Here is a 22,223-nt window from a genome sequence, read left to right on the forward strand (position 1 = left end):
GGGAGCCAGAGGTGTATTTAATTCAATCTAGTGTGCAGCGTCGAAAGCGTCGATGATTTCCGCTTTGATACGTCCACGCGGAGCAACTTCGTAACCGTTCTTACCCGCCCAGTCACGGATGGCCTGGAGCGTCTCCTTGGAGCGGCCTGAACCCGACGTGGCCTGCGGAGATGCAGCCTGAGCCTTCTTACCGCGCTTCCCGCTCACCTTCGCGGCCGCCTCGACGAACGGCTTCACCGCAGCGTCGAACTTCTCCGCATTGGTGGCGCGCAGATCGATCACGTAATCCGTTCCCTGGTAAGAGAACTCAATTCGATCACCGAATCCATCGTCAATCGGCTTACCGTCAAGGTCGTCGATGAGTTGCCGAATCAGCTTCTCAGCCATTGCACTCCTCTTTCAATGATCGATTCAATTCTCCTTCACAATACACAGATAGAGCGTTGATGAACAAAAGAAGTTCGTAAGTCTCCGTGATTTCCGAACAGACTCAATGGTCCGAATTAGCAGCAGGTTAGCGGTATTGCCTCGAACGAGCATGGTCCCGAAATTTTGTACATTCACACTTCGGGTACCGGGTGTCGATCAATACCCGCCGTCATCGTGATCCAGACTAATCGGACTTCTATGCACATAGACCTGAGGCTTTCCTGAGACTTGTCGAACCTGCAGGTCGGGTCGGCAAAGCGGGGTCGAGAATTACATTGCACACAGTCGAGCAAATTCACGAAATATAGCCCTGACGTGCAATTACCGATGCACTGACGGTATTGAAGATTCGCTGCCTTCGGAAACGATTAGTGAGCATCGCCACGCATGGTCGGACAGCGCAGAGAGGTTCACGAACTACCGCGTCCGAAACCAACCACTCGAATCAGAACTTGCAAATCCCTCGAGTTCGAGCAGAGGAAGAGTTGCACGAACCTGAGCTATGAGCAAGCCCGATTCCTCGGACAACTCACGGGTACTACGAGACCCTGTTCCCGGCAGAGCTTCGTATACCAACCGAGAATTGCCGCGCAATGAGTCGATGTCACGCGTCGCCGCAGCATCCTCCGCGGAATCCCCGACACCAAATGGACCTGACGCTTCGACTACATCCACGGCATTGGAAACGAGTTGCGCTTCACCTTCGCGAATCATCCGGTGACATCCGGTCGACGATGCCGATGTCACCGGTCCCGGCACCGCCATTACCGGGCGCCCCAATTTCCGAGCCCAATTGGCGGTATTGCGTGCCCCACTGCGCCAACCCGCCTCGACAACCACGACTCCGTCCGACAACGCAGCTACCAGTCGATTCCGTGCCAGAAATCGGAACTTTGCAGGTGTCGTGCCGGGTGGATATTCACTTATCACCGCACCCGAATTCGCTATCTGTTTGAGTAGTCGCGCATGCCCGGACGGATACGCTCGATCCACCCCACAGGCCAAGACGGCCAGAGTGGTTCCGCCTACGCCCAATGCAGCGCGGTGCGCGGCCCCGTCGATACCGAAGGCCGCCCCGGAAATCACGGTCCATCCGTCGACGGCGAGGTCACCGGCAATCTCTGCCGTCACATGTTCGCCGTATGCAGTCGATGCCCGCGTGCCGACAATCCCAACCGATCTCTCGGTGAGATCAACCAAATCCCCAGACCCCAACATCCACAACACAAATGGTGCCGTCTCGCCCCCGGAGGCATCGAGTCCGTCGAAGGAAAGCATCCGCCACGCAGGCCAATCGGTGCAGTTCGGAGTTACGAGCCTGCCACCCATTGCCTCCATCAGGTCGAGATCTCGCTGGGCGGTGTCGATGTGAGCGCGGGCTCGCGTCTTCTCCTCGATCGAGGGCGGCAGATCGCCCTTGCGAACCGCCCTCGCAGTTTCTTCGACCCCGAGCTCGTCGATCAACATGGACATATACGCGCTGGGCCCCTGCACGACGCGGGACAGATATGCCCAAGCGAGTAGTCGTGGATCGTGTGCAGTCATTGGAATCCCCTGTCTCGGAAGTCGAGTGCGGTGACAACTTGGTCGGGCCCTGGCATCGCCTCACCTGCCAGATCGGCGACACTCCAGGCAACCCGCAACGCTCGGTCAGCCCCACGAGCGGTTATCACCCCTTTACGCAGCGCCCGTTCCACCGGCGCCAACGCCGCACGCGAGAGTCTGAACTTCTGCCTCAACGCAGGCCCTGGCACTTCCGCGTTGGTCCGCCACCCGTACTCGCTCCACCGCTGGGCTGCAGTGTCTCGAGCTGCCGCCACGCGCGCACGAACATCGCCGGTGCTTTCCCCCACTTCGTCGATCAGCGCTCCGGTCGCAACGGCTTGCATCCGGACCCTGATGTCGACTCGGTCCAAGAGCGGGCCGGACAATTTCCCCAGGTACCGGCGACGCGCCGCGGGTGCACAGACACAATCCGCGTCTCTCGGCGGCGCGCACGGGCAGGGATTGGCGGCCAGGATCAGCTGGAACCGCGCCGGGTACCGCGCAACTCCGTCTCGCCGGGCGATTCGCACCTCCCCGTCTTCGAGCGGCGTGCGTAGCGCTTCGAGCACTTTCACCCCGATCTCGGCACATTCGTCGAGGAACAGCACGCCGCGATGGGCGCGGCTGACCGCACCAGGACGAGCCATCCCGCTACCACCACCCACCAGCGCGCTGACCGACGAACTGTGATGCGGCGCAATGAAAGGCGGCATGTCTATCAACGGCCGATCCTCCGGCAACACCCCCGCCACCGAATGAATCGCCGTCACCTCCAACGACTCCCCCTCCGTCAACGGCGGCAGAATCCCCGGAAGCCTCTGCGCCAACATCGTTTTCCCGATCCCCGGCGGACCCGTCAACATCAGATGATGCGCACCCGCCGCCGCAACCTCGATCGCCCACCGAGCATCCGTCTGCCCGACAACCTCACTCAAATCCCGCACCACCACCGAATCCGCACGCTCGAAAACATCAGGAACAGCCAACGCCAACTCCCCACGCAACCACCCGATCACCGCAGACAAATCGTCGGCACCCAGCACCTCGATCCCCTTGACCAGGCCCGCCTCTGCCAACGCCCGAGCTGGAACCACCACAGTCCCCCACCCCGCCCGCTTCGCCGCAAGCACCGCAGGCAACACACCACGCACCGTCCGCAAACGACCGTCGAGCGCCAACTCCCCCAAAAACACAGTCTCCCGCAACAACTTCCGCGGCAACTTCTTCGCCGCATCGAGAACCGACAACGACAAAGCCAAATCGTAAACACTGCCCACCTTCGGCAACGTCGCCGGCGACAACGCCAAAATCACCTTGCTGTCCGGCCACTCCTCACCAGAATTAGTCACCGCCGCCCGAATCCGATCACGCGACTCGTGCAACGCCGTATCAGGCAGCCCCACCAAATGCACCGCTGGCAACCCGCGCCCGATATCCGCCTCGATCTCCACGATCTGGCCGTCCACGCCACTGACCGCAACAGAATGCGCCCGCCCCAACGCCATCAGAACGCATCCACAAAATGCTCGACCGAAAACTCGCCGCCGCGGCCGATCAGCACCGCCACCACATCGAAACGCACCCTCGACCACGACCGACCCGAATCCGTGAGCCACTGCATCGCCAACACCCGAATCCGACGCTGCTTCGCGAACGTCACCGACTCCGCCGGACTCCCGTACCCGACACCAGAGCGAGTCTTCACCTCCACGAACACAATCCGATCACCGGATGTCGCAACAACATCCAACTCGCCGTACCGACAACGCCAATTACGCTCGACAATCTCCAAACCCGCATCGATCAGGAACTCGACAGCCACATCCTCGCCCCGAGCACCCAACGCCATATTCCTCGCCATCACAGCCCCCACCACTCACACCCCGCGCCCGCCCATACGAAACGCGTCCCACCCACCACCCTCAACCCACCACCACAAAACCAAGCCACCCACAACCGACCTGTGGACAACTCAGAACCTGTGCAATTCGGCAGCGTGATACATCAACGACGGCGCACACTTCGACAATTTTCTGAAATCCCCACAAATTGGACGAAAGTCCAGTAGAACTAGTTACAGTTTTGCTCAAACCGTCACGCACCCCGCTGAATGGAGTTCTACATGGCCCGCCGCTCACTACGCCACGCAGTAGCCACCACCACTTCCCTCGTTCTCCTCGCCGCCGGCGTCACCGTTGGACTTGGAGCCTCGGTGGCGCAAGCAGCACCGGCCTGCGCGCTCAACCAGTCGGTGACCGACGATTGGCCCGGCTCCGTCTGGACGCCCTACACCGTCAGCAAGCAGGTTGTCGGCGACGGCAAGGTCGCAGCGGGTCAGACAGTCACCTACATCACCAAGGTTTCCGGTTCGGGAGCACTCGTCAACGAGATCCGCGATTTCCACCCGGCAGGATTCCAGCTCGTCAAGGCTCGCCTGAACGTCAAATGGCTTATCGGCGACCAGAAGTGGGACGACGTCACCAAGACCGTCGTCGTCGGCAACAACTCCGTGGTGGCAAAGGGCGGCGGATGGACCACTGCTGGTGGCGGCATCATCGCATTGGAGACCACCTACAAGGTTCCCGATAACGCAGTTGTCGGCTCTCAGCTCGACAGCGGCGCCGGCACCAACATTGTGCTGGCGGCGGGCGACTGGAACATCAATCCGATGGGCGTGTGCGTCACCATCCGGCAGCCGAACCCCGTCGAGGCGGGCGCCGGAAGCCTCGAGGACATGGGCTTCGGCTCACTCAACTCCGGATCAGGCCAGGTATTCGGCTCCCTCACCGACCCGCAGGGGTCGATGACCAATGTCATCAGCGGTGTCCTGGGCAATGTGCTCGGCAACATGAGCTGACTCAGTTCAGATTGGTAAATCGGCCGAGCTACCAGCAGATGCTGGTAGCTCGGCCCATTTCTACCTTGCCGAACAAAGCTTTGCCGTCAACCGAGTTCAAGAAATCATCAGCAAATCACCGCATCAGCTTTCCGCCGTACCGGGCCGGCGTCGTACCGAAGGTTTCCCGAAATGCGGCGATGAACCCGCTACTGGTCCGGTAACCCACCTGCGGGGCAACGTCATTGACGCCCTCACCCCGCGCAAGCATCTCCAGAGACGCATACATGCGTGCCCGAGTTCTCCACTGCCCGAACGTAATCCCGGTATCGGCAACAAAGGCTCGCATCAAGGTCTTGGAACTGACCCCGAGTTCGCCCGCCCACTCCCCCAGCGTCCGTGAGTCCGCCGGATCAGCCAGGATCCGGGCTGAAACCGAACTCGCCGCAGCGTTGCGAGGAACCGCGAGGACGTCGTGCCGTTCGGGTGCTGAAGCAAGAATGTCGTAGAGCAACTCCTGACTCATCAACCGCCGAGCATCGTCGATGGTCCGGTCGGCGAGGTGCCGCAACAATTGAGCGGACAGTGCATCGACTTCGAGAACACGTGGCTGAGTCCACCGCGGCCCGGCAGGGCGTAGATCCGGACGCGCATAGGCTGCGATCATGCATCCCTCCGTCAGAAGAGTCATGTCATGGAGGACGGTGCCCGGCAGCCAGACCAAGTGTTCGCTGTGCAGGTGCCACACATTGCCCCCGGCAGCGATCTGCATCGTGCCTTCACTCATCCAGGCGATCTGATGCTCCGGGTGTCGATGAGCTCCGTACGCGGTCACGCCGTCGACGATGTTGGCGTAAACCTGAAAATCTTTGAATGTCCGTCCGCGACTATCGGGGAGTGCTAGCAAGGAGTTTGGGCGAGTCGAGTACTCGAGAGTGGACATTTTGCGTCTTCCTGGGCGTATCCGAGTCCATCCGGAAGGATGGACCGACAATTCTGCAAAGGTTAGCCTCACTTTATTGCTGATGCGACCAGTTCAGCACTTTCCTGCGGAACTCAGATCACTCGCCCACCACTTCGAAGGAGCATGTACGTGCCCTCACGTAGCACCCGAATCCTCGCCGCCCTACTCACGACGGCCGCGATCATCGGGTTCTCGACCGCCTGCGGAACCTCACAAGGCGTCGACACCACATCAGCGACCCAGAGCAACGACGCATTCCCCGTGACGATCGAGCACGCCCTGGGTTCGACGACAATCGACGCCGAACCACAGCGCGTCGTCACACTCGGCTACACCGATCACGAACCACTGCTTGCCTTGGGAGTCGAACCCGTCGGCATGGCCGAATGGTGGGGGTCCGGCATGGATGAAAGCTGGCCGTGGACGAAGGACTACTGGAAGGGGAAAACTCCGACGTACATCAACAGCGGCGGAGACTTCAACTTCGAGCAAATCGCCTCCCTCGCACCAAATCTGATCCTCGCGCTGTACGCCGACATCGACACGGAAACCTACAAGAAGCTGACCTCGATTGCGCCGACCGTCGCACAGAGCAAGGACTACGACGCATACACAACGCCGTGGACCGACATGACGGTCACCGCCGGGCGCGCCCTCGGCAAAGAACCACAAGCTCGACAATTGATCACGGATACCGAAAATGCGTTTGCCACCGCTCGCGCTGCGCACCCGGAATTCGCCGGGCAAACCGCGACGATCGTCAACCTCGACACTCCCGAGGGATACGTGTTCTCGTCGCACGACCCACGCGGAATCTTCCTCTCGTCACTCGGATTCACCCTCCCGCCGACGGTCGACACATTTGTCGGCGACCAGTTCGGCGACTGGCTCCCGAACGAGCGCTACGACATCCTCGAGCCCGTCGACCGCTTGATCGTGATGGCCGATCCGGAGGGCGAGAAGGCTCTCGCCGGCAACACTCTTTACCAGCGGTTACCCGCTGTGAAAAACGGAAATGCGATAGTCGTGCGATACACCGCAGATCCACCCGTCGGCGCTGCAATGTCCGGCAACACCGTCCTCAGCATCCCCTATGCCATCGACCAGCTGACAGCTACCTTGTCGAAGTAGACAACAGGACCAGGTATCGAAAATATGTTCGAAGAGTGTTAGCCTCAATCCCAGGAAGCACCCACGAACATCGAGGACCGCCATGGACGAGGTACCGGACACCGCGTTAGATCTGGCTCGACTGGTCGACGAGTTGACGGTTCTCGACCAGCGACGCGTCGACATCGGCGAGAGCTTGGTTCACCTCGAGTACCTCTACTCCCGAATGGGCGCTCGGCAACAGGCAGATGCTGCCCGAAAAGCCTTTCAGGAGAAGTATGTCGGGCGAATCTACGAACTCGCAGACGGCCTGCGCACCTGAAAAGGGGTTGCACACAACCACGGACGAAGCGCATGGTCAATCCTGCACGACACACGTCGGACCGATCGGTTCGGCTGTGAACTATGTGGGAGAAATCTGATGGAGAAGATCACCAAGAGGCTGTGGAACTGGGCATCGATACTCGACGAGAACACTCGTGAGCAAGCGCTGCGCACGTCCCAGATGCCTTTTGTCCGTCCACATCTGGCATTGATGCCGGATGCGCACCTCGGTGCGGGTGCGACGGTGGGTTCGGTCATTCCGACGGAAGGCGCAATCATGCCCGCCGCCGTAGGAGTCGATATCGGCTGCGGAATGATCGCGGTCAAAACCCAGTTCAGCGCATGCGACCTTCAAGGCCGCGACCTGAGCATTCTTCGCCACAGCATCGAACGCTCCGTCCCGCTCTCGGCAGGTGTCTACAACACGACGCTGAGCGACACGGCGCACATCCGCATCGCAGAACTCGAGGCGATGGCGGGCGATCGTCTGGCTTTCTACGACAAGTTCAAGAACAACTGGAGGTTTCAGCTCGGAACGCTGGGTTCGGGTAACCACTTCATCGAGGTGACGCTCGACGAAAGCGACGGCGTCTGGCTGTTCCTGCACTCGGGAAGCCGCGGTATCGGAAACAAGCTCGCACAGCATCACATCAAGATCGCCAAGGACTTGTGCGAGCGGTGGTACATCGACCTTCCCGATCCGGATCTTGCCTACCTGGTCGAGAAGACACCCGAATTCGACTCGTACATCACCGATCTCAACTGGGCTCAGCATTTCGCCCTGCTCAACCGAGAAGAGATGATGGACCGCGTCGTGAAGGACTTCGCGCATTTCATCGGTGACGGCAAACCCGCGATCATCGACGAGCTCGAGCGGATCAACTGCCACCACAACTTCACCCAGAAGGAGTTCCACATGGGTCGCGGAGTGTGGTTGAGCCGTAAGGGTGCGATCAAGGCAGACGAGGGCACGCCCGGGCTCATCCCCGGTTCGATGGGAACCGCGAGTTACGTCGTCGTCGGCAAGGGAAACGTGCCCTCGTTCAAGTCCAGCCCCCACGGCGCGGGTCGGGTGTACGGACGTAACCAGGCACGCAAGACCTTCACCATCGAAGATCTCGACAAGGCGATGGTCGGCATCGAATACAAGCGCTCCGCGGCGTTCCTCGACGAGATCCCGGGTGCGTACAAGGACATCGACGTCGTGATGGACGACGCGAAGGACTTGGTCGAGATTCGACACACCCTGCGTCAGATCGTGAACGTCAAGGGCAACTGATCCGGCACAAAGCAGCGAAATACGAAGTGCCCCGCCGATATCGGCGGGGCACTTCGTCGTCGAGATCTGTGCAGCACGCACAGGTCAGTCAGGAAGGCGCAGATCCGGCTTGTCCAACTCTTCGATGTTGACGTCCTTGAACGTCACGACGCGCACGTACTTCACGAATCGCGCCGGGCGGTACATGTCCCACACCCAGGCGTCGGACATCCGCAGCTCGAAGTAGATTTCCCCGTCGGAATTGTGGGGCAGCAACTCGACCGTGTTGGCCAGGTAGAAACGTCGTTCGGTCTCCACGACGTAGGAGAACTGTCCGACGATGTCCCGGTATTCACGGTAGAGCGACAGCTCCATCTCGGTTTCGTACTTCTCGAGATCCTCGGCACTCATCGGTTTAGCCAGTCCTCCCAGTTCGTCTGAACTTCCATCATCCCGTACGGCCTGCACGTTGTTCCAACCGGACTCCCGCAGCCACCACGTTGGCATAGGTCATGCGGTGTTCGGGGCACGGCCCCAGGTCTTCGAGAGCGTCCATGTGCAGGGGCGTGCTGTATCCCTTGTGAATCGCGAAACCGTATCCGGGATGAGTGCTGTCCATCTCCGTCATCACACGATCTCGGGTGACCTTCGCGAGAACGCTGGCCGCGGCGATACATGCAGCGGCGCCGTCACCGCCGATGACCGGCAGCGACGGAGCCGTCAAACCCGGAACCCGGAACCCGTCGGTGAGGACGTAGCCCGGTTCGAGGTCGAGGCCCGCAACTGCTCGTCGCATCCCCTCGATGTTGGCGACGTGGATACCGATCTGATCGACTTCCGCAGCGGGTACCGAAATAACACTCCACGCCAACGCCAAACGCTTGATGGCCGGGAAAAGCTCCTCGCGCGCGCGTTCGGTCAACTTCTTCGAATCGTCGAGCCGCGCCAGTGCCGCTTGCGGTTTCGGCGCCAGGACACACGCGGCAATGACGAGTGGACCAGCGCACGCTCCGCGCCCGGCTTCGTCGACGCCGGCGACCGGACCGAGTCCGGTTCGCGCCAACGCAGACTCCATCGTCCGCAGACCTGCCGATCTGCGAATGACAACGCGAGGGGGCCAACTACTCACTGCCTCTGCCTACTCGGAACTACGCGAATCCATGTGTGCGGTCCGACAACTCAGTTGCCCTGAATATCAGGCGCATCGATGCCGCCCATTCGCGACGGGGGAAGGACGATGAATCGAGCTTGACCGATGATGTTGTCGATCGGGACTGTTCCCTGGAACTCGTCGTCCACGTGGTAGCGCGAGTCGGCGGAATTGCTGCGGTTGTCACCCATGACCCACACGTGACCCTCGGGAACGGTGATCGGTCCGAAGCATCGGCCCGACTTCACTTCGGTGTCACACGTTTGTGTTCCCGGAGTGAACGGGAAATCCATCTTGATGTACGGCTCGTCCAGCGGTTTGCCGTCGACCAGGACTCGGCCCTGGTCATCACAGCATTCGACGGTCTGGCCACCTGTTGCGATCACTCGCTTGACCAAGTCGTTCTCGTCCGGCGGAACGAGGCCGACCCACGAACCGACTTCTTGAATGCCGCGGACTACAACGTTGTCGGACCGATTGGACACATATTTCGTGTTCCACGAATCGGGTCCCTTGAAGACGACGACGTCGCCGGGTTCCGGATCGCCGAAGCGGTATCCGATCTTCTCCACCACGATGCGGTCACCGGTACATCCTGCACAGCCGTGCAGTGTCGGTTCCATCGACTCGGATGGGATGAGAAAAACTCTGAAGACAAATGCCTGAAGGACGATGCTGAGTACCAGCGCTACGCCGATCAGAACAGGGAGTTCTCGCAGGAACGATCGCTGTTTCTTCTGCGGCCGATGTGAGGTCGGTTCCGCGGAACCGCTTGATCCCTCGTGATTCTCGGGTCCGGACGACAATGCCTGCTCCTTCGAAGAATCTGCCACAGAAACCAGATTAGCCCGACACCGCGCGTACGCGGTGCCGGGCTCATCGGAAAGATCAGCGCTTTTCCTTGATCTTCGCCTTCTTGCCACGAAGCTCACGGAGGTAGTACAGCTTGGCGCGACGGACGTCACCGCGGGTCAGAACCTCGATGGAGGCCAGCGTGGGGCTGTGAACCGGGAAGGTGCGCTCGACGCCGACGCCGAAGGAGACCTTACGGACGGTGAAGGTCTCGCGAACGCCGCCGCCCTGGCGACGAATAACGACGCCCTTGAAGACCTGCACGCGCTCCTTGGAGCCTTCGATAACCTTGACGTTCACGTTGAGCGTGTCGCCGGGACGGAACTCGGGGATGTCGTCGCGGAGCGACTTTTTGTCCAGGAAGTCCAGGGTGTTCATATGTCATCCTTGTATTTCGCAGGAGCAGAGGAACCGAGCGGCACGCGTTTCGGTCTCCCGAAACGGCGCTCGTCTGGTTCGTGCCCAGATCAAGTGCTGCTGCCTGGTCCAGGCAACCCGTCCATTGTGCCAGACGCGGACACCAGCGGGGAAATCGGTGGTGGCGGAGCCGCGTGGATGGTGTGGTCCAGTTCCTGCTCGGCCGCGGTCATCGCATGCTCGACGCTCGGTGATCCGGCAATGAGATCCTGGACGTAGATCTTGGCCCGGATGACGGGCCGACGCCACTTCCGCTCACGCTCGAGCGCGCGGTTCATCCGTTTCGGCTTGCGCGTGTACCGCCAGCGAGCCCACGGTGCACCCGGCCGGCTCAAGCGAACCGCTCCGATTACCAGCAGCGGAAAGACGAACAGACCGACGAGCCCCGTCCAGATCTTCCCCTTGAGAATCACGATTGCCGCCAAGGCGAAGTTGATCAACGCGACGAAAACGAAGACCAATTTGATCCACGGATCTCGTTCTTCACGGAATCCGGCGACGTCGAGAAGTTCGAGGGGGCGGAAACCCAGCAGCACCAGACCGGTCACGGCGATCGCGACGAAGACCGCATCCACCGATGTCCGACCTTGTTCGGACCAGTACACATCCTTCAGATAGAAGATCAGTGCGAACTCGTCGAGCACCAACGCCGCACCCATACCGAAGATCGCCGCCAGGACGGCGCCGGTGGTCTGCGAACCATCGACGTAGACCGCGATCAACGCACCACCGGAGATCATCATGGCGATCACACCGAACACGACGTGATGCACATGCTGACCTCCGGGCGCGATGTTGCCCGGCCACCATTTCACTTGCGCGCGAATCATCCGAACGCTGAGGCGGATGAAAAGGAACGCGGACAGGAACCCGAGCAGGAAGAACAGCAACGGCAATCGGCCATGGGCGATGATCTCGCGCTCGAGCCACTCTCGCATCGCTGTCCTCCCTTCACCGAATTCATGATCCGACCCTGATCGGATTCATACCGCCAACCGACTCGATTGTGACGATACGGACTTCGAAAACCCGGCGGACGGATTTACTTGCCGAAGCCCGCCTTGCGCAGAGCGTCGGCCATCGACCCGGCAGCAGGCGCGCGGTTGTCCGGTCGCTGCTCGCGCCCACCCTGGCGTCCGCCATTTCCTCGTTGCTGACCCTGCCCCTGACGCTGACCCTGCGGCTGGCCCTGACGCTGAGGTTGCCCACCACGCGGGCCTTCGGACTTGCGGGGCGCACCCACCTCGTCGTCGAGACGAAGCGTCAGCCCGATGCGTTGGCGTGCCTCGTCCACTTCGAGAACCTTCACCTTGACGACGTCACCGGATTTGACGACCTCGCGTGGGTCCTTGACGAAGTTGTGTGACATCGCCGAGACGTGAACCAGACCGTCCTGATGAACTCCGATGTCGACGAAGGCGCCGAAGGCTGCGACGTTGGTGACCACGCCTTCGAGAGTCATACCTGGCTTGAGATGCGCCACCTTCTCGATGCCTGCGGCAAAGGTCGCGGTCTTGAATTCGGGTCGTGGATCTCGTCCCGGCTTCTCCAACTCGGAGATGATGTCCGTGACGGTCGGCAGACCGAATCGCTCGTCGACGTAGTCGGACGCCTTGACCGATCGAAGTGCCTGCGAGTTTCCGATCACGGTGCGCACGTCCCCGCCCGCACTCGCAACGATCTTGCGAACCACCGGATATGCCTCCGGGTGGACGCTCGACGCGTCGAGCGGGTCGTCACCGTCGGTGATCCGCAGGAAGCCTGCGCACTGTTCGAAAGCCTTGGGCCCCAGGCGGGAGACGTCCTTGAGTCCCTTGCGGGATTTGAACGGACCGTTCTGATCCCGATGTGCAACGATGCTCTCCGCGAGAGAACCCGCGATTCCGGACACCCGAGCGAGCAGCGGCACGGACGCGGTGTTGACGTCGACGCCGACCGAGTTGACGGCATCCTCGACGACGGCGTCGAGGGAACGTGAGAGCAGCGATTCGGTGATGTCGTGCTGGTACTGACCGACACCGATGGACTTGGGATCGATCTTGACCAACTCCGCCAACGGATCCTGCAGGCGACGCGCAATGGACACCGCACCGCGAATCGAGACGTCGAGGTCGGGAAGTTCCTGCGACGCGTAGGCCGAAGCCGAGTACACCGATGCGCCTGCCTCGGATACGACGATCTTGGTCAGGTTGGGCGCGCCGGTCTTCTTGATCAGTTCGGTAGCGAGCGTGTCGGTCTCACGTGAGGCCGTGCCGTTGCCGATGGCGATCAGTTCGACGCCGTGGTTGGCGACCAGCCCGGCAAGCGTCGCAAGAGCCGCGTCCCACTTGTTCTGCGGCTGATGCGGGTAAATCGTCTCGTAGGCAACAACTTTGCCAGTTCCGTCGACGACGGCAACCTTCGTTCCGGTGCGGAATCCGGGGTCGAGTCCCATGGTGGGTCGGGCGCCGGCGGGAGCTGCGAGGAGTAGATCCTTGAGGTTGGTGGCGAAAACGTCGACGGCGTCCTTTTCGGCCGACTGCCGCAGACGCATCCGAGTGTCGATACCGAGTGTGACGGCGAACTTCGTCTTCCAGGCCCACTTGACGGTGTCGAGAAGCCACCCGTCGGCGGCCCGACCACGGTCGGCGATCTCGAACCGCGACGCGATGCGGCCTTCGTAGACCGTGCGCTCCCCCGGCGCGAGTTCTTCGGTGTCGGCCGCCATGTTGAGCGACAGCACTTCTTCCTTCTCGCCGCGCAGGACGGCGAGGATGCGGTGCGAGGGCAATTTGGAGAATGGTTCCGAGAACTCGAAGTAGTCAGCAAACTTCGAGCCATCGGTCTCCTTGCCCTTGCGGACCGAGGAGACGACCTGGCCGCGATTCCACATCAGCTCGCGCAATTCACCGACCAGATCGGCGTCCTCGGCGAAGCGCTCCACGAGGATCGACCGGGCGCCGTCGAGTTGTTCGTCCGAATACTGCGCGGGATCGGTGGTGGGATCTCCGATGAGAGCATCCGCGACGGGCTCGTGGCCGGCTTCGCGGGCGATCTGCGCCTTGGTGCGCCGCTTCGGCTTGAAGGGGAGGTAGATGTCCTCCAGCCGCGCTTTCGTCTCGGCCAGCATGATCTGACCGCGCAGTTGGTCGTCGAGTTTGCCCTGAGAGTCGATCTCCGTGAGCACGGCGTCACGACGGTCGTCGAGCTCGCGGAGATACCGCAGCCGCTCGTCCAGGAGTCGCAGCTGGGCGTCGTCGAGCGTGCCGGTGACTTCCTTGCGGTACCGGGCGATGAAGGGCACCGTGGCTCCGCCGTCGAGAAGGTCGACTGCTGCTGCAACCTGGCCTTCGCGGACGTCGAGTTCCTCGGCAATGCGCTGGTTCACGGTCTTGAGAATCACGAGATCCGACCCTACCGCTATCCTGAGACAAGAAGATCGGCAACAGTGCCGTGTCAGGGCTACCGGGGGAAACAGATGAGTACGCGGTACGTCCGGATTGCCGCAATGGTGGCCGCAGTTACTTTTGCGGCTTCGTGCAGCGGCGGACAGAACCCGGATGATCCGATGCAGACCCCCGCCTTTCCCGACACCAACGTTCCGGTTGCAGAGACCCTCGACGGCCGCCTGGCGCAAGCTCAGGTAGCGGCGCTCGGGCGTGGTGCGGACGTCTCCATCGCGATCCTCGACCGCTCCTCGGACAAGTACCTCGACGTCGCCGGTGACCAGCAGATCGAAACCGCCTCGGTGGCAAAACTTTTCATCGCCGAGGATCTACTCCATCAGGACGCTCGCGGCGAGCGGCCCATCACGGACGACGATCGCACCCTCATGGCGGCGATGCTCGAATCCTCCGACGACACCGCAGCCAACCTCCTCTGGGACGAGGTCGGCGGCCAAGAGGTGATCAGCCGCGTCGCCGAGCGTTACGCACTGACCGCGACGACGCCGCCGTGGGACGGTATGTGGTGGAACACCGAAACCACGACACGTGACCTGGTCACCTTCTACAGCGGGATCCTCGACGACTCCGACCAACTCGGACCTGAACGGGTCGAGCAGTTCGTCGAGTACCTGCGGCAATCCACTCCCGAAGGAACCGACGGCTACGACCAGAGGTTCGGCTTGCCCGAGGCCTTGTTCGGCGAGCCGGTCATCGGAGTCAAACAAGGCTGGATGTGCTGTGTCGAGGACAAGTGGATCCATCTGTCCACCGGCATCGTCGGCGACGACAACCGATACATCATCGCGATCGGTTCACGAGAAGACGTCCAGTACACCGACGAGGACAGCTTCTATCCCGACACCTCGTTCACCGATGCTGTCGACGACGAGAGCGCACTGCACGCTCGCGACACGGTCACCGGCGTCACGCAGATCCTCTTCCCGAGCGGAAGCATCGACGACTGGGCGGCGACATCCACGACCGCGGACTCGGTGATGCCCGAAGCGTCCGGGCCCTGATTCGATCCACGCGGTCGTGTTCGTCCTCAAGGCTGCTTGTAGTCGAGGACCGAACCGATGACCCGGTCCTGTTGTTCGGACGTGAGCATGGGCCACAGCGGCAGGCGAAGGATCGACGCGGAGAACTCGGCGCTACGCACACACGGCTCCGGTGTTCGTCCGTAGCGCACACCGGCCGCACTCGTATCGAGCGGGACGTAGTGAAACGGCGCCACGATTCCGTCAGCGGCAAGATGCCGGATCAACCCGTCTCGACTCTCTTCGGTCGGCATCTTGAGATAGAACAGGTGCGCGGTGTGCTCGCGATCATCGGGGACCGACATGGGAACGACACCGTTCTCGGACGCCCACTCGCCCAGACTCACGCTGTAGGCATCCCAGACGCGATGCCTGGCCGCTTGAATCGCGTCGAACTCCGAGAGTTGTGCGTCGAGGACAGCGGCATTGAGTTCACTGGGCAGATAACTCGACCCGATGTCCTGCCACGAATACTTGTCGACCTGGCCGCGTAGGAAACGCGCACGGTCGGTCCCCTTCTCACGGATGATTTCGGCGCGGGTCATCAGCTGATCGTCGGAGAGCAACAGCGCGCCACCCTCGCCGCAATGAACGTTCTTGGTGTCGTGAAAACTCTGCGTACCGATAGTTCCGATGGTGCCGAGCGCCCGCCCACGCCACTTTCCGCCGAGGCCATGGGCGTTGTCTTCGATCAACGCGACGCCGTGGAGTTTTGCGACGTCGAGGAGAGGTTCCATGTCGGCGGCGACTCCGCCGTAATGCATGACCAGTACAGCTTTGGTGCGCTCCGTGACCGCCGCTGCGACGCAGTCGGGATCGATATTGCCGGTACTCGGATCGATGTCGACGAACACAACAGTGGCACCGCGCAACGCGACGGCAGTCGCCGCCGAACTGAACGCGAAGCTCGGAACGATCACCTCGTCGCCAGGTCCCAATTCGAGGAGCAGCGCACCCAATTCGAGTGCATGAGTGCACGAGGTCGTCAGCAGAGCATGCGTGGATCCGGTGATCGCCCTGAGCGCAGCGGTCGCGGACTTGGTGAAGCGTCCGTCACCGTGAATGTGATCGGACTCCAGAACCGTTGCCAGATTCGACAATTCGTTCGATGCCCGATAGGGGCGGGAGAAGATGATGCGATCAGTGCTCACGACTATGCCGATCGATCGAGGTTCCGGGCCGCGGTGAATCGACAGTCAGATACAGCGGCTTTCCGACAAGGACGTGCAGTGCAACACCGAGGTATTCGGCGATGAGACCGAGCGAAAACAGGATCGCACCCGAACAGACCAGCAGCGCCATAATGATCGACGCCCATCCTTCCGGGTCGTTGTTGTCACCGGTCATGGCTTGGATGAAGATCACCGCGGCCATGATCACACCGGCCGACGCCAGAGTGACTCCGAGCAGACTCACCAACCGCAGACCGCGGGTTCCGCTACACAACACCATCTTCCAGAACAACGAGAACAAACGCCGATAGTTGTACCCGGATTCCTCGCGGCCTTCGGCTCGAAGAGTCACCGGCGCCGTGGCCGTGTTGCCGACCACCCACGTCAGCGCGACGTCCAGGTACACGCCATTGGCGGCGACGCCGGCCAACTGTCGGCCGATGTCACCTCGGATCAGGCGGTAACTTTCGAATCTCGTCGAATCAGGGAACGCGAATACCGTCGCCAAGACGATCTTTGCGCCGCGCGATGTCAGGTTCCGCAAGAATCCATGCGGGCGAGTGTTCGTGGGTTTGGAATACACGAGATCGGATCGCTCCGTCAGCGCCGTGTCGAGGAAAGCCCCGATATGCACCGGGTCGTGCTGGCCGTCCTCGTCCATCGTCACGATCCACTGTCCACGGGCAGCGGCCATACCGGCGATAGTCGCCGCGTCCTGGCCGTAGTTGCGACTGAGCCACACGACGCGCACCTGATCGAAACGACGCTCCAATTCGAGTAACACGACGTCGGAGCGGTCCGGGCCGTTGTCGTGGACCAGAACGATCTCGTCGACGGTGAACTGCGCACCACCGGGCGTCGAACTCGGCGCGCACAGGCCGTCCAACTCCTCGACGAGCGCCGTGATCGTCTTTTCGCCCTGATAAACGGGCACTACGACGGAAATCGAGTGCACTCGCTTCCACTCCCTTCAGGGGGCTCGACTGGCGCCGAGAGACAGGCACGATCGGGCCCACACCGTCGCGAACTTTAACACGCAGAGGTGTCCGGACTTCGGATGCCGACGGCGCGTGACGCGCTCGCGTCTCCGTGCGCCCCACCTGCCCTGTTAAGGTCTGGAACTCGTGGTGGAAACTCGCACTCTCGCCCGGGCAGACGTGTACAAGTGGGGCGCCGTCACGGCGGTCGGTGTCATCGCCGGCTACCTGGCCGTGGTACTAGCGAACGCTCGTCACTTCTACACCGACGACACCGAGTCCCAGTACGCGCCGCTGTGGGTCATGCTCGGCCGTAGCCTGCGGGACGGCCACCTGCCGGTACTCGTCCCCGAGAACTGGATGGCGGGCAACTACGCGATCGAGGAAGCGGGCCTTCTCAATCCGCCGCAACTTCTGATCGACCTGATCGCACCGTCCTTCGACAACCTCGCGCTGTACGCGACGATCGTGAAGTTGATCTTCGCGATCATCCTTGCGCTGGGCGTCTATCGGATCTGCCTGGAGTACGGCTCGAAGCCCACGTGGGCTGCGGTCGCCGGAGTCTCGATTCCGTTCACCGGGTTCCTCCTGTTCTTCGACTCCGCCAGTTGGATGACAGCCTTCACCGGCACCGCATGGATGGTTCAGGCATGGGCGTCGGCAATCCGCTACGCCCGCGGCAAGAGCGGTCCGATCCCGACCTTCGTGTTCTTGTATCTCGCGATGTCGGTCCAATATGTTTTCCCCGCAGTCGAATCCGGCTTGATGATCGGCGCGGTCGCAATCGGCGAAGTTGTCTATCAACGGCGTTGGTTGCCGTCGCTGCGGCTTCTGGCGGTATCTGCCTGTGCCGCCCTCGCCGGTCTCGCGACGTATCTACCGAGCCTGCTCACCGCCGACGTCACCTGGCGCGGCGCATCCGAAGTCAAGAACGACGCTTTCCTCGCCGTTCCCTGGTCGGAATCGCTGAACGCGAGCCTGCCGAGCACCATGCCTGCATTCTCCTCGTGGTGGGGATACATCCAGACCATGCCCATGGTCTACATCGCCTGGTTCCTCATACCCGCCCTGGCGTTCATAGACTGGGGCAAGGCACGCGGCGCGGCACGCGAATTGACCGCCGTCGGGATCTTCACGGTCGCCGTCCTCATGTGGACGGCCGGGCCGAGCACGATCGGCCCACTTCGGTGGCCCGCGCGCGTTCTTCCGATGGTGGCCATCGGACTCCTGCTTCTGGTGTGCATCCTGCTCGGGCGTTACGCCACGACCGACAAGTTGCGCGGGCGCGCCGTTGCAGCGGGAATCCTCGTCGGCCTGCTTCTGATCAGGTCCGCCTCGGCAGCCCCCGGGCTCGCGAAATGGCACGTGATCTCAGCCCTGGTCGTTGTCGCACTGGGCGCCGCGATGGTCTGGCTGGGCCGTACGAAGGGCACCGCGCTCGCATGTCTGTTGGCAATCGCCGCGGTCTCCCCCATCGCTTACGCCCAGGTTCGAGCCGCGCAACCGACCCCGATGAGCTGGAACCTGCCCGAATCCCGCTCGGAGATGAAAGAGGCCTTCCCCGACTTCGACGGCACGACACTGCAACTGGGCGACCGTGCGCTCATCGCTCCCGGGGACAAGACCCTCGACGGAGCGTACGGTTCCCTGGCCTTCGGCAACTACCCCAAAGACCTCGAACTGACCTACACCAGCGGCTACACCCCCAACGGGCACTTCTACTTCGGTGATCTGCTCTGCATGCGCTGGGACATGAGCGTCTGCCCCGACGCCTTCCGACGTGCATTCACCGTCGAACCCACCACTGGCCGCACCATCGTCGACCTGATGAACGTGGACCGCGTCGTACTTCAGAACGCCCTCTACCCCGATGCACGCAAGAACCCGGCGCCCGACGGATGGACATGGGTCGACTACCCCGGCCACGAGAACTACATCTCGGTGCTCGAACGCGTCGACGGCCCCGTCTCGACACGCAACGGACGCATCGCCGACGCCCAAGACGTCGAGGCTGTTTCGACCGGGGAAACGAACATGTCGAGCACCCTTCGTGTCAGTTCGGAGACCGGCGGCAGGGTTGTGTTCGCACGGCTCGGCTGGCCCGGATATCGGGCGAGCCTGGGCGGTCAGTCTGTCCCGATCGACGTCGTCGCGAAGTCCTTTGTCACCGTGGACATTCCCGCCGGGACGAAGGACGCAGAGCTTGTCCTGACGTGGCGCCCGCCGGGTTGGAAGGTCGGCGGCGCTTCGATGGTCGCCGGAATCCTCGGCCTCGGCGTGCTCGAGTGGATGTATCTGCGGACCCGGCGCAAGGACCGGATCGAGACCGTGAAAACCGAGTCTTCATGACCGACGACATCGCATCACCCGAGAACCCCGGTCCACTGCTGCGGGTGGTCAAGCATCAACCCATCGCGTTTGCCATTGTCGGAGTGGCTAATACGGCGATCGGATACGTGCTCTTCGTGATCTGGTCACTGATCCTCGACAACAAGGATCTGTATCAAGTGGCTGTGATCGGCGCGTACTCCATCAGCGTGCTCATCGCTTTCGTTCTGCATCGGACTCTGGTTTTCCGCGTCCGCGGACATGTCGCACGCGACCTGGGTGCGTTCATCGTCGTCAATTCCGGTGGCCTGGTGCTGAATCTGATACTCGGAACAATCGCGGTGTCGATTCTTCATGCCCCTCCGCTTCCCGCCCAAGCGGTTGTCATGTTGATCGTCGCCGGTGTGAGCTTCTTCGGTCATCGATACTTCTCGTTCCGCCGCAAACCTGCCGAACGGCACTGACCTCCTACGATTCGCGGGGTAACGCTCGATCCACCGCCGCCTCGACGATCGTACGAATATCTTCCTCCCCGAACAGGTTCGGCAATGTGAGTCGATCCAGTACGAGCCAGTTCAGCGACAAATAGAGCAGGCGAACGGTCATCGCATCGCCGGGCACCCCGGATGCCAGGTGATTGGCGACATTGAGGTCGAAGTCTTCTCGGATGCGGACGGTCAAGACCGCTCGCAGGTCCGGTCGACGCGTCGCCTCCAGTCGCAACTCCATGAGCGCGAGGAAACCCGTTCCGAACGAGGTGACCCGCTCGACCACGTCGAGCATGAGCGTCACCAGGCGCTCACGATCGGTGCCGTTGACGGGATCGATCATCCCTGCGAGGTCGTCCGGAATCAGTCGCTCGTAGATCCGGCCACCCGCTTGGGTGAGCAGGTCGTCGCGATTGGAAAAGTAGTTCGACGCTGTCCCGTTCGGCACGGCCGCCTGGGTGTCGACGGCTCGAAAAGTCAAGCCTCGAGCACCCTCTCGGGCCAACACCTCGATTGCCGCGTCGATCAGGGCAAGCCGACGTTCCGGGTTCTTTCGCACTTGACATCACTCCTGACACGACCCTAAGTTAAACCACTACAAACATAGTACTACGAACGGAGCGTCAAGATGCGAAAGCTTGTGTACTACGTGGGAGCTTCTCTCGACGGCTACATCGCGGGACCAGACGGCGAATTCGATTTCTTTCCGGTATCCGAACAGATCACGGCCTGGATACGCGATCGATATCCCGAGACCGTGCCAACGCATGTGCGGCCCGCTCTCGGAATCGAGGACGCGCCCAACAGAACCTTCGATACGGTCATCATGGGCCGCGGCTCTTACGAGCCCGGGCTGACCGCCGGCGTGAGAAGCCCCTTCGCACACCTGCGCCAGTTCGTCGTCTCCACAACCGTCCCTGACGCCGAGGATCACGCGGTCACAATCGTCCGCACCGATCCACGTGCGGTCGTCAGATCCCTCAAAGAGGAAGAAGGACAAGATATCTGGCTGTGCGGCGGCGGGACTCTCGCCGGCGACCTACTACCGGAGATCGACGAGTTGATCATCAAGAGGTATCCGGTCGTCGCCGGCGCAGGCATACCGATGATCAGAGGTGACTACGCGCCGACACTGTTCACACCGACTGCAACCGAATCGCTCGACGACGGCGCAAGCATCACCTGGTTGAAGCGAAATACCTAAGGAAGAAGATCGGGTCGACGCTCGGCCGTGCGCTGCAGCGACTGCTCATGGCGCCAAGCCTTGATCTTCGCGTGATCACCGGAAAGCAGAACCGGCGGAACTTCGAGGTCGCGCCAGACAGCCGGGCGAGTGTAACTAGGCCCTTCGAGAAGACCGTCGGAGAACGAATCCTCTTGGTGTGACAGCTGATTGCCGAGAACGCCGGGCATCAGTCGCACAACAGCCTCGACCATCACCAGCACGGCTGCTTCACCGCCGATCAGGACGTAATCACCGATGCTGACTTCTTCGACCCTGACCCGCTTGGCGGCGTCGTCGAAAACCCGTTGATCGATACCTTCGTATCGGCCGCAGGCGAAGACAAGGTGCTTGGCGGTGGACCAGCGGTGCGCGGTCTCCTGGGTGAACGGAACGCCGGCGGGAGTGGGCACCACCAGAATGGTCTCGGCATCATCCGGGCCGGAAGAATCGGAGCGCCCGATCACGTCGTCCAGTGCCGGGCCCCAGACGGTGGGTTTCATGACCATGCCGGGTCCGCCGCCGTACGGGGAATCGTCGACGGCTTTGTGTACGTCATGGGTCCACGACCGAAGATCGTGGACGTCGACCGAGATCAAGCCACGTTCGATTGCCTTGCCCAGCAAGGCAGCACGAAGCGGTTCGAGATACTCGGGAAAAATGGTGACGACGTCGAGACGCATGACAAA

23 protein-coding genes are annotated in these 22,223 nt (G+C 61.6%); 8 read left to right on the top strand and 15 right to left on the bottom strand.

What is annotated here, in order from left to right:
- Positions 1-27 precede the first annotated feature (27 nt).
- The 4 genes from DBV08_RS01210 to DBV08_RS01225 form a co-directional block, all read right to left on the bottom strand.
- Complete coding sequence (locus DBV08_RS01210; RefSeq protein ID WP_003942721.1) at positions 28-387, bottom strand: Lsr2 family protein; 360 nt, start codon at positions 385-387, stop codon at positions 28-30.
- 459 nt (positions 388-846) lie between these two features.
- Positions 847-1,974 (bottom strand): DNA-processing protein DprA, encoded by a 1,128-nt coding sequence (gene dprA / locus DBV08_RS01215; protein ID WP_095970730.1) that lies wholly within the window; start codon positions 1,972-1,974, stop codon positions 847-849.
- Positions 1,971-3,479: a YifB family Mg chelatase-like AAA ATPase gene (locus tag DBV08_RS01220; RefSeq protein ID WP_124566300.1), complete on the bottom strand. Its 1,509-nt coding sequence runs from the start codon at positions 3,477-3,479 to the stop codon at positions 1,971-1,973. Before DBV08_RS01220 ends, dprA begins: the two co-directional genes overlap by 4 nt.
- Positions 3,479-3,835, bottom strand: coding sequence for a YraN family protein (locus DBV08_RS01225; protein ID WP_095970763.1), 357 nt, complete (start codon positions 3,833-3,835; stop codon positions 3,479-3,481). The genes DBV08_RS01220 and DBV08_RS01225 overlap by 1 nt, the downstream gene beginning before the upstream one ends.
- A gap of 261 nt (positions 3,836-4,096) precedes the next feature.
- Here DBV08_RS01225 and DBV08_RS01230 point away from each other — a divergent pair, with 261 nt between their 5' ends.
- Positions 4,097-4,831: a hypothetical protein gene (locus DBV08_RS01230; protein WP_124566301.1), complete on the top strand. Its 735-nt coding sequence runs from the start codon at positions 4,097-4,099 to the stop codon at positions 4,829-4,831.
- A 115-nt stretch (positions 4,832-4,946) separates the two neighbouring features.
- Here DBV08_RS01230 and DBV08_RS01235 read toward each other — a convergent pair whose 3' ends face one another.
- Positions 4,947-5,645 carry an AraC family transcriptional regulator gene (locus tag DBV08_RS01235; RefSeq protein WP_260395229.1) on the bottom strand — a complete coding sequence of 233 codons (699 nt, stop codon included), beginning with the start codon at positions 5,643-5,645 and terminating at the stop codon, positions 4,947-4,949.
- Between the two features lie 252 nt (positions 5,646-5,897).
- Between DBV08_RS01235 and DBV08_RS01240 the strand changes: the two genes are divergently transcribed.
- The 3 genes from DBV08_RS01240 (at position 5,898) to DBV08_RS01250 (ending at position 8,487) form a co-directional block, all read left to right on the top strand.
- Entirely contained in the window at positions 5,898-6,905 is a 1,008-nt protein-coding gene (locus tag DBV08_RS01240; RefSeq protein ID WP_260395230.1) for an iron-siderophore ABC transporter substrate-binding protein, read from the top strand.
- Between the two features lie 82 nt (positions 6,906-6,987).
- A complete protein-coding gene (locus DBV08_RS01245; RefSeq protein WP_124566304.1) occupies positions 6,988-7,206 on the top strand; it encodes a hypothetical protein in 219 nt (72 codons plus the stop codon).
- Positions 7,207-7,305: 99 nt separating this feature from the next.
- Positions 7,306-8,487, top strand: coding sequence for an RtcB family protein (locus DBV08_RS01250; RefSeq protein WP_124566305.1), 1,182 nt, complete (start codon positions 7,306-7,308; stop codon positions 8,485-8,487).
- A gap of 84 nt (positions 8,488-8,571) precedes the next feature.
- Here the strand turns inward: DBV08_RS01250 and DBV08_RS01255 are convergent, their stop codons facing one another.
- From DBV08_RS01255 to DBV08_RS01280, 6 genes are all read right to left on the bottom strand, one after another.
- On the bottom strand, positions 8,572-8,877 hold the full coding sequence (locus tag DBV08_RS01255) for a DUF2469 domain-containing protein (RefSeq protein ID WP_003942715.1): 306 nt from the start codon (positions 8,875-8,877) through the stop codon (positions 8,572-8,574).
- A 37-nt stretch (positions 8,878-8,914) separates the two neighbouring features.
- On the bottom strand, positions 8,915-9,595 hold the full coding sequence (locus tag DBV08_RS01260) for a ribonuclease HII (RefSeq protein ID WP_095969243.1): 681 nt from the start codon (positions 9,593-9,595) through the stop codon (positions 8,915-8,917).
- A 50-nt stretch (positions 9,596-9,645) separates the two neighbouring features.
- Positions 9,646-10,449 (bottom strand): signal peptidase I, encoded by an 804-nt coding sequence (gene lepB / locus DBV08_RS01265; RefSeq protein WP_185564391.1) that lies wholly within the window; start codon positions 10,447-10,449, stop codon positions 9,646-9,648.
- 55 nt (positions 10,450-10,504) lie between these two features.
- Positions 10,505-10,846, bottom strand: a complete 342-nt coding sequence (gene rplS, locus DBV08_RS01270; protein ID WP_003942791.1) for a 50S ribosomal protein L19 — start codon at positions 10,844-10,846, stop codon at positions 10,505-10,507.
- Between the two features lie 89 nt (positions 10,847-10,935).
- Complete coding sequence (locus tag DBV08_RS01275; protein WP_003942742.1) at positions 10,936-11,823, bottom strand: hypothetical protein; 888 nt, start codon at positions 11,821-11,823, stop codon at positions 10,936-10,938.
- Positions 11,824-11,927: 104 nt separating this feature from the next.
- Positions 11,928-14,267 (bottom strand): Tex family protein, encoded by a 2,340-nt coding sequence (locus DBV08_RS01280; protein WP_124566306.1) that lies wholly within the window; start codon positions 14,265-14,267, stop codon positions 11,928-11,930.
- 75 nt (positions 14,268-14,342) lie between these two features.
- Here DBV08_RS01280 and DBV08_RS01285 point away from each other — a divergent pair, with 75 nt between their 5' ends.
- Positions 14,343-15,329, top strand: coding sequence for a serine hydrolase (locus tag DBV08_RS01285; RefSeq protein ID WP_124566307.1), 987 nt, complete (start codon positions 14,343-14,345; stop codon positions 15,327-15,329).
- Positions 15,330-15,355: 26 nt separating this feature from the next.
- Here DBV08_RS01285 and rffA read toward each other — a convergent pair whose 3' ends face one another.
- The gene (rffA, locus tag DBV08_RS01290; protein ID WP_124566308.1) at positions 15,356-16,498 is read right to left on the bottom strand and encodes a dTDP-4-amino-4,6-dideoxygalactose transaminase; all 1,143 of its coding nucleotides are present in this window, start codon (positions 16,496-16,498) and stop codon (positions 15,356-15,358) included.
- Positions 16,488-17,474, bottom strand: a complete 987-nt coding sequence (locus DBV08_RS01295) for a glycosyltransferase (protein WP_124566309.1) — start codon at positions 17,472-17,474, stop codon at positions 16,488-16,490. The genes rffA and DBV08_RS01295 overlap by 11 nt, the downstream gene beginning before the upstream one ends.
- 172 nt (positions 17,475-17,646) lie before the next feature.
- Between DBV08_RS01295 and DBV08_RS01300 the strand changes: the two genes are divergently transcribed.
- Positions 17,647-19,845 carry a hypothetical protein gene (locus DBV08_RS01300; RefSeq protein WP_124566310.1) on the top strand — a complete coding sequence of 733 codons (2,199 nt, stop codon included), beginning with the start codon at positions 17,647-17,649 and terminating at the stop codon, positions 19,843-19,845.
- The gene (locus tag DBV08_RS01305) at positions 19,842-20,288 is read left to right on the top strand and encodes a GtrA family protein (RefSeq protein WP_124566311.1); all 447 of its coding nucleotides are present in this window, start codon (positions 19,842-19,844) and stop codon (positions 20,286-20,288) included. The genes DBV08_RS01300 and DBV08_RS01305 overlap by 4 nt, the downstream gene beginning before the upstream one ends.
- A 4-nt stretch (positions 20,289-20,292) precedes the next feature.
- On the opposite strand, the gene DBV08_RS01310 is transcribed toward DBV08_RS01305, so the two are convergent.
- Entirely contained in the window at positions 20,293-20,871 is a 579-nt protein-coding gene (locus tag DBV08_RS01310; RefSeq protein ID WP_095969237.1) for a TetR/AcrR family transcriptional regulator, read from the bottom strand.
- A 69-nt stretch (positions 20,872-20,940) separates the two neighbouring features.
- Between DBV08_RS01310 and DBV08_RS01315 the strand changes: the two genes are divergently transcribed.
- On the top strand, positions 20,941-21,516 hold the full coding sequence (locus DBV08_RS01315; protein WP_124566312.1) for a dihydrofolate reductase family protein: 576 nt from the start codon (positions 20,941-20,943) through the stop codon (positions 21,514-21,516).
- Here DBV08_RS01315 and trmD read toward each other — a convergent pair.
- Positions 21,513-22,217, bottom strand: a complete 705-nt coding sequence (gene trmD, locus DBV08_RS01320; protein ID WP_095969235.1) for a tRNA (guanosine(37)-N1)-methyltransferase TrmD — start codon at positions 22,215-22,217, stop codon at positions 21,513-21,515. The genes DBV08_RS01315 and trmD overlap by 4 nt on opposite strands.
- Positions 22,218-22,223 lie beyond the last annotated feature (6 nt).

This window comes from Rhodococcus sp. KBW08, assembly GCF_003852455.1.
GTDB classification, from domain to species: domain Bacteria; phylum Actinomycetota; class Actinomycetes; order Mycobacteriales; family Mycobacteriaceae; genus Rhodococcus_F; species Rhodococcus_F baikonurensis.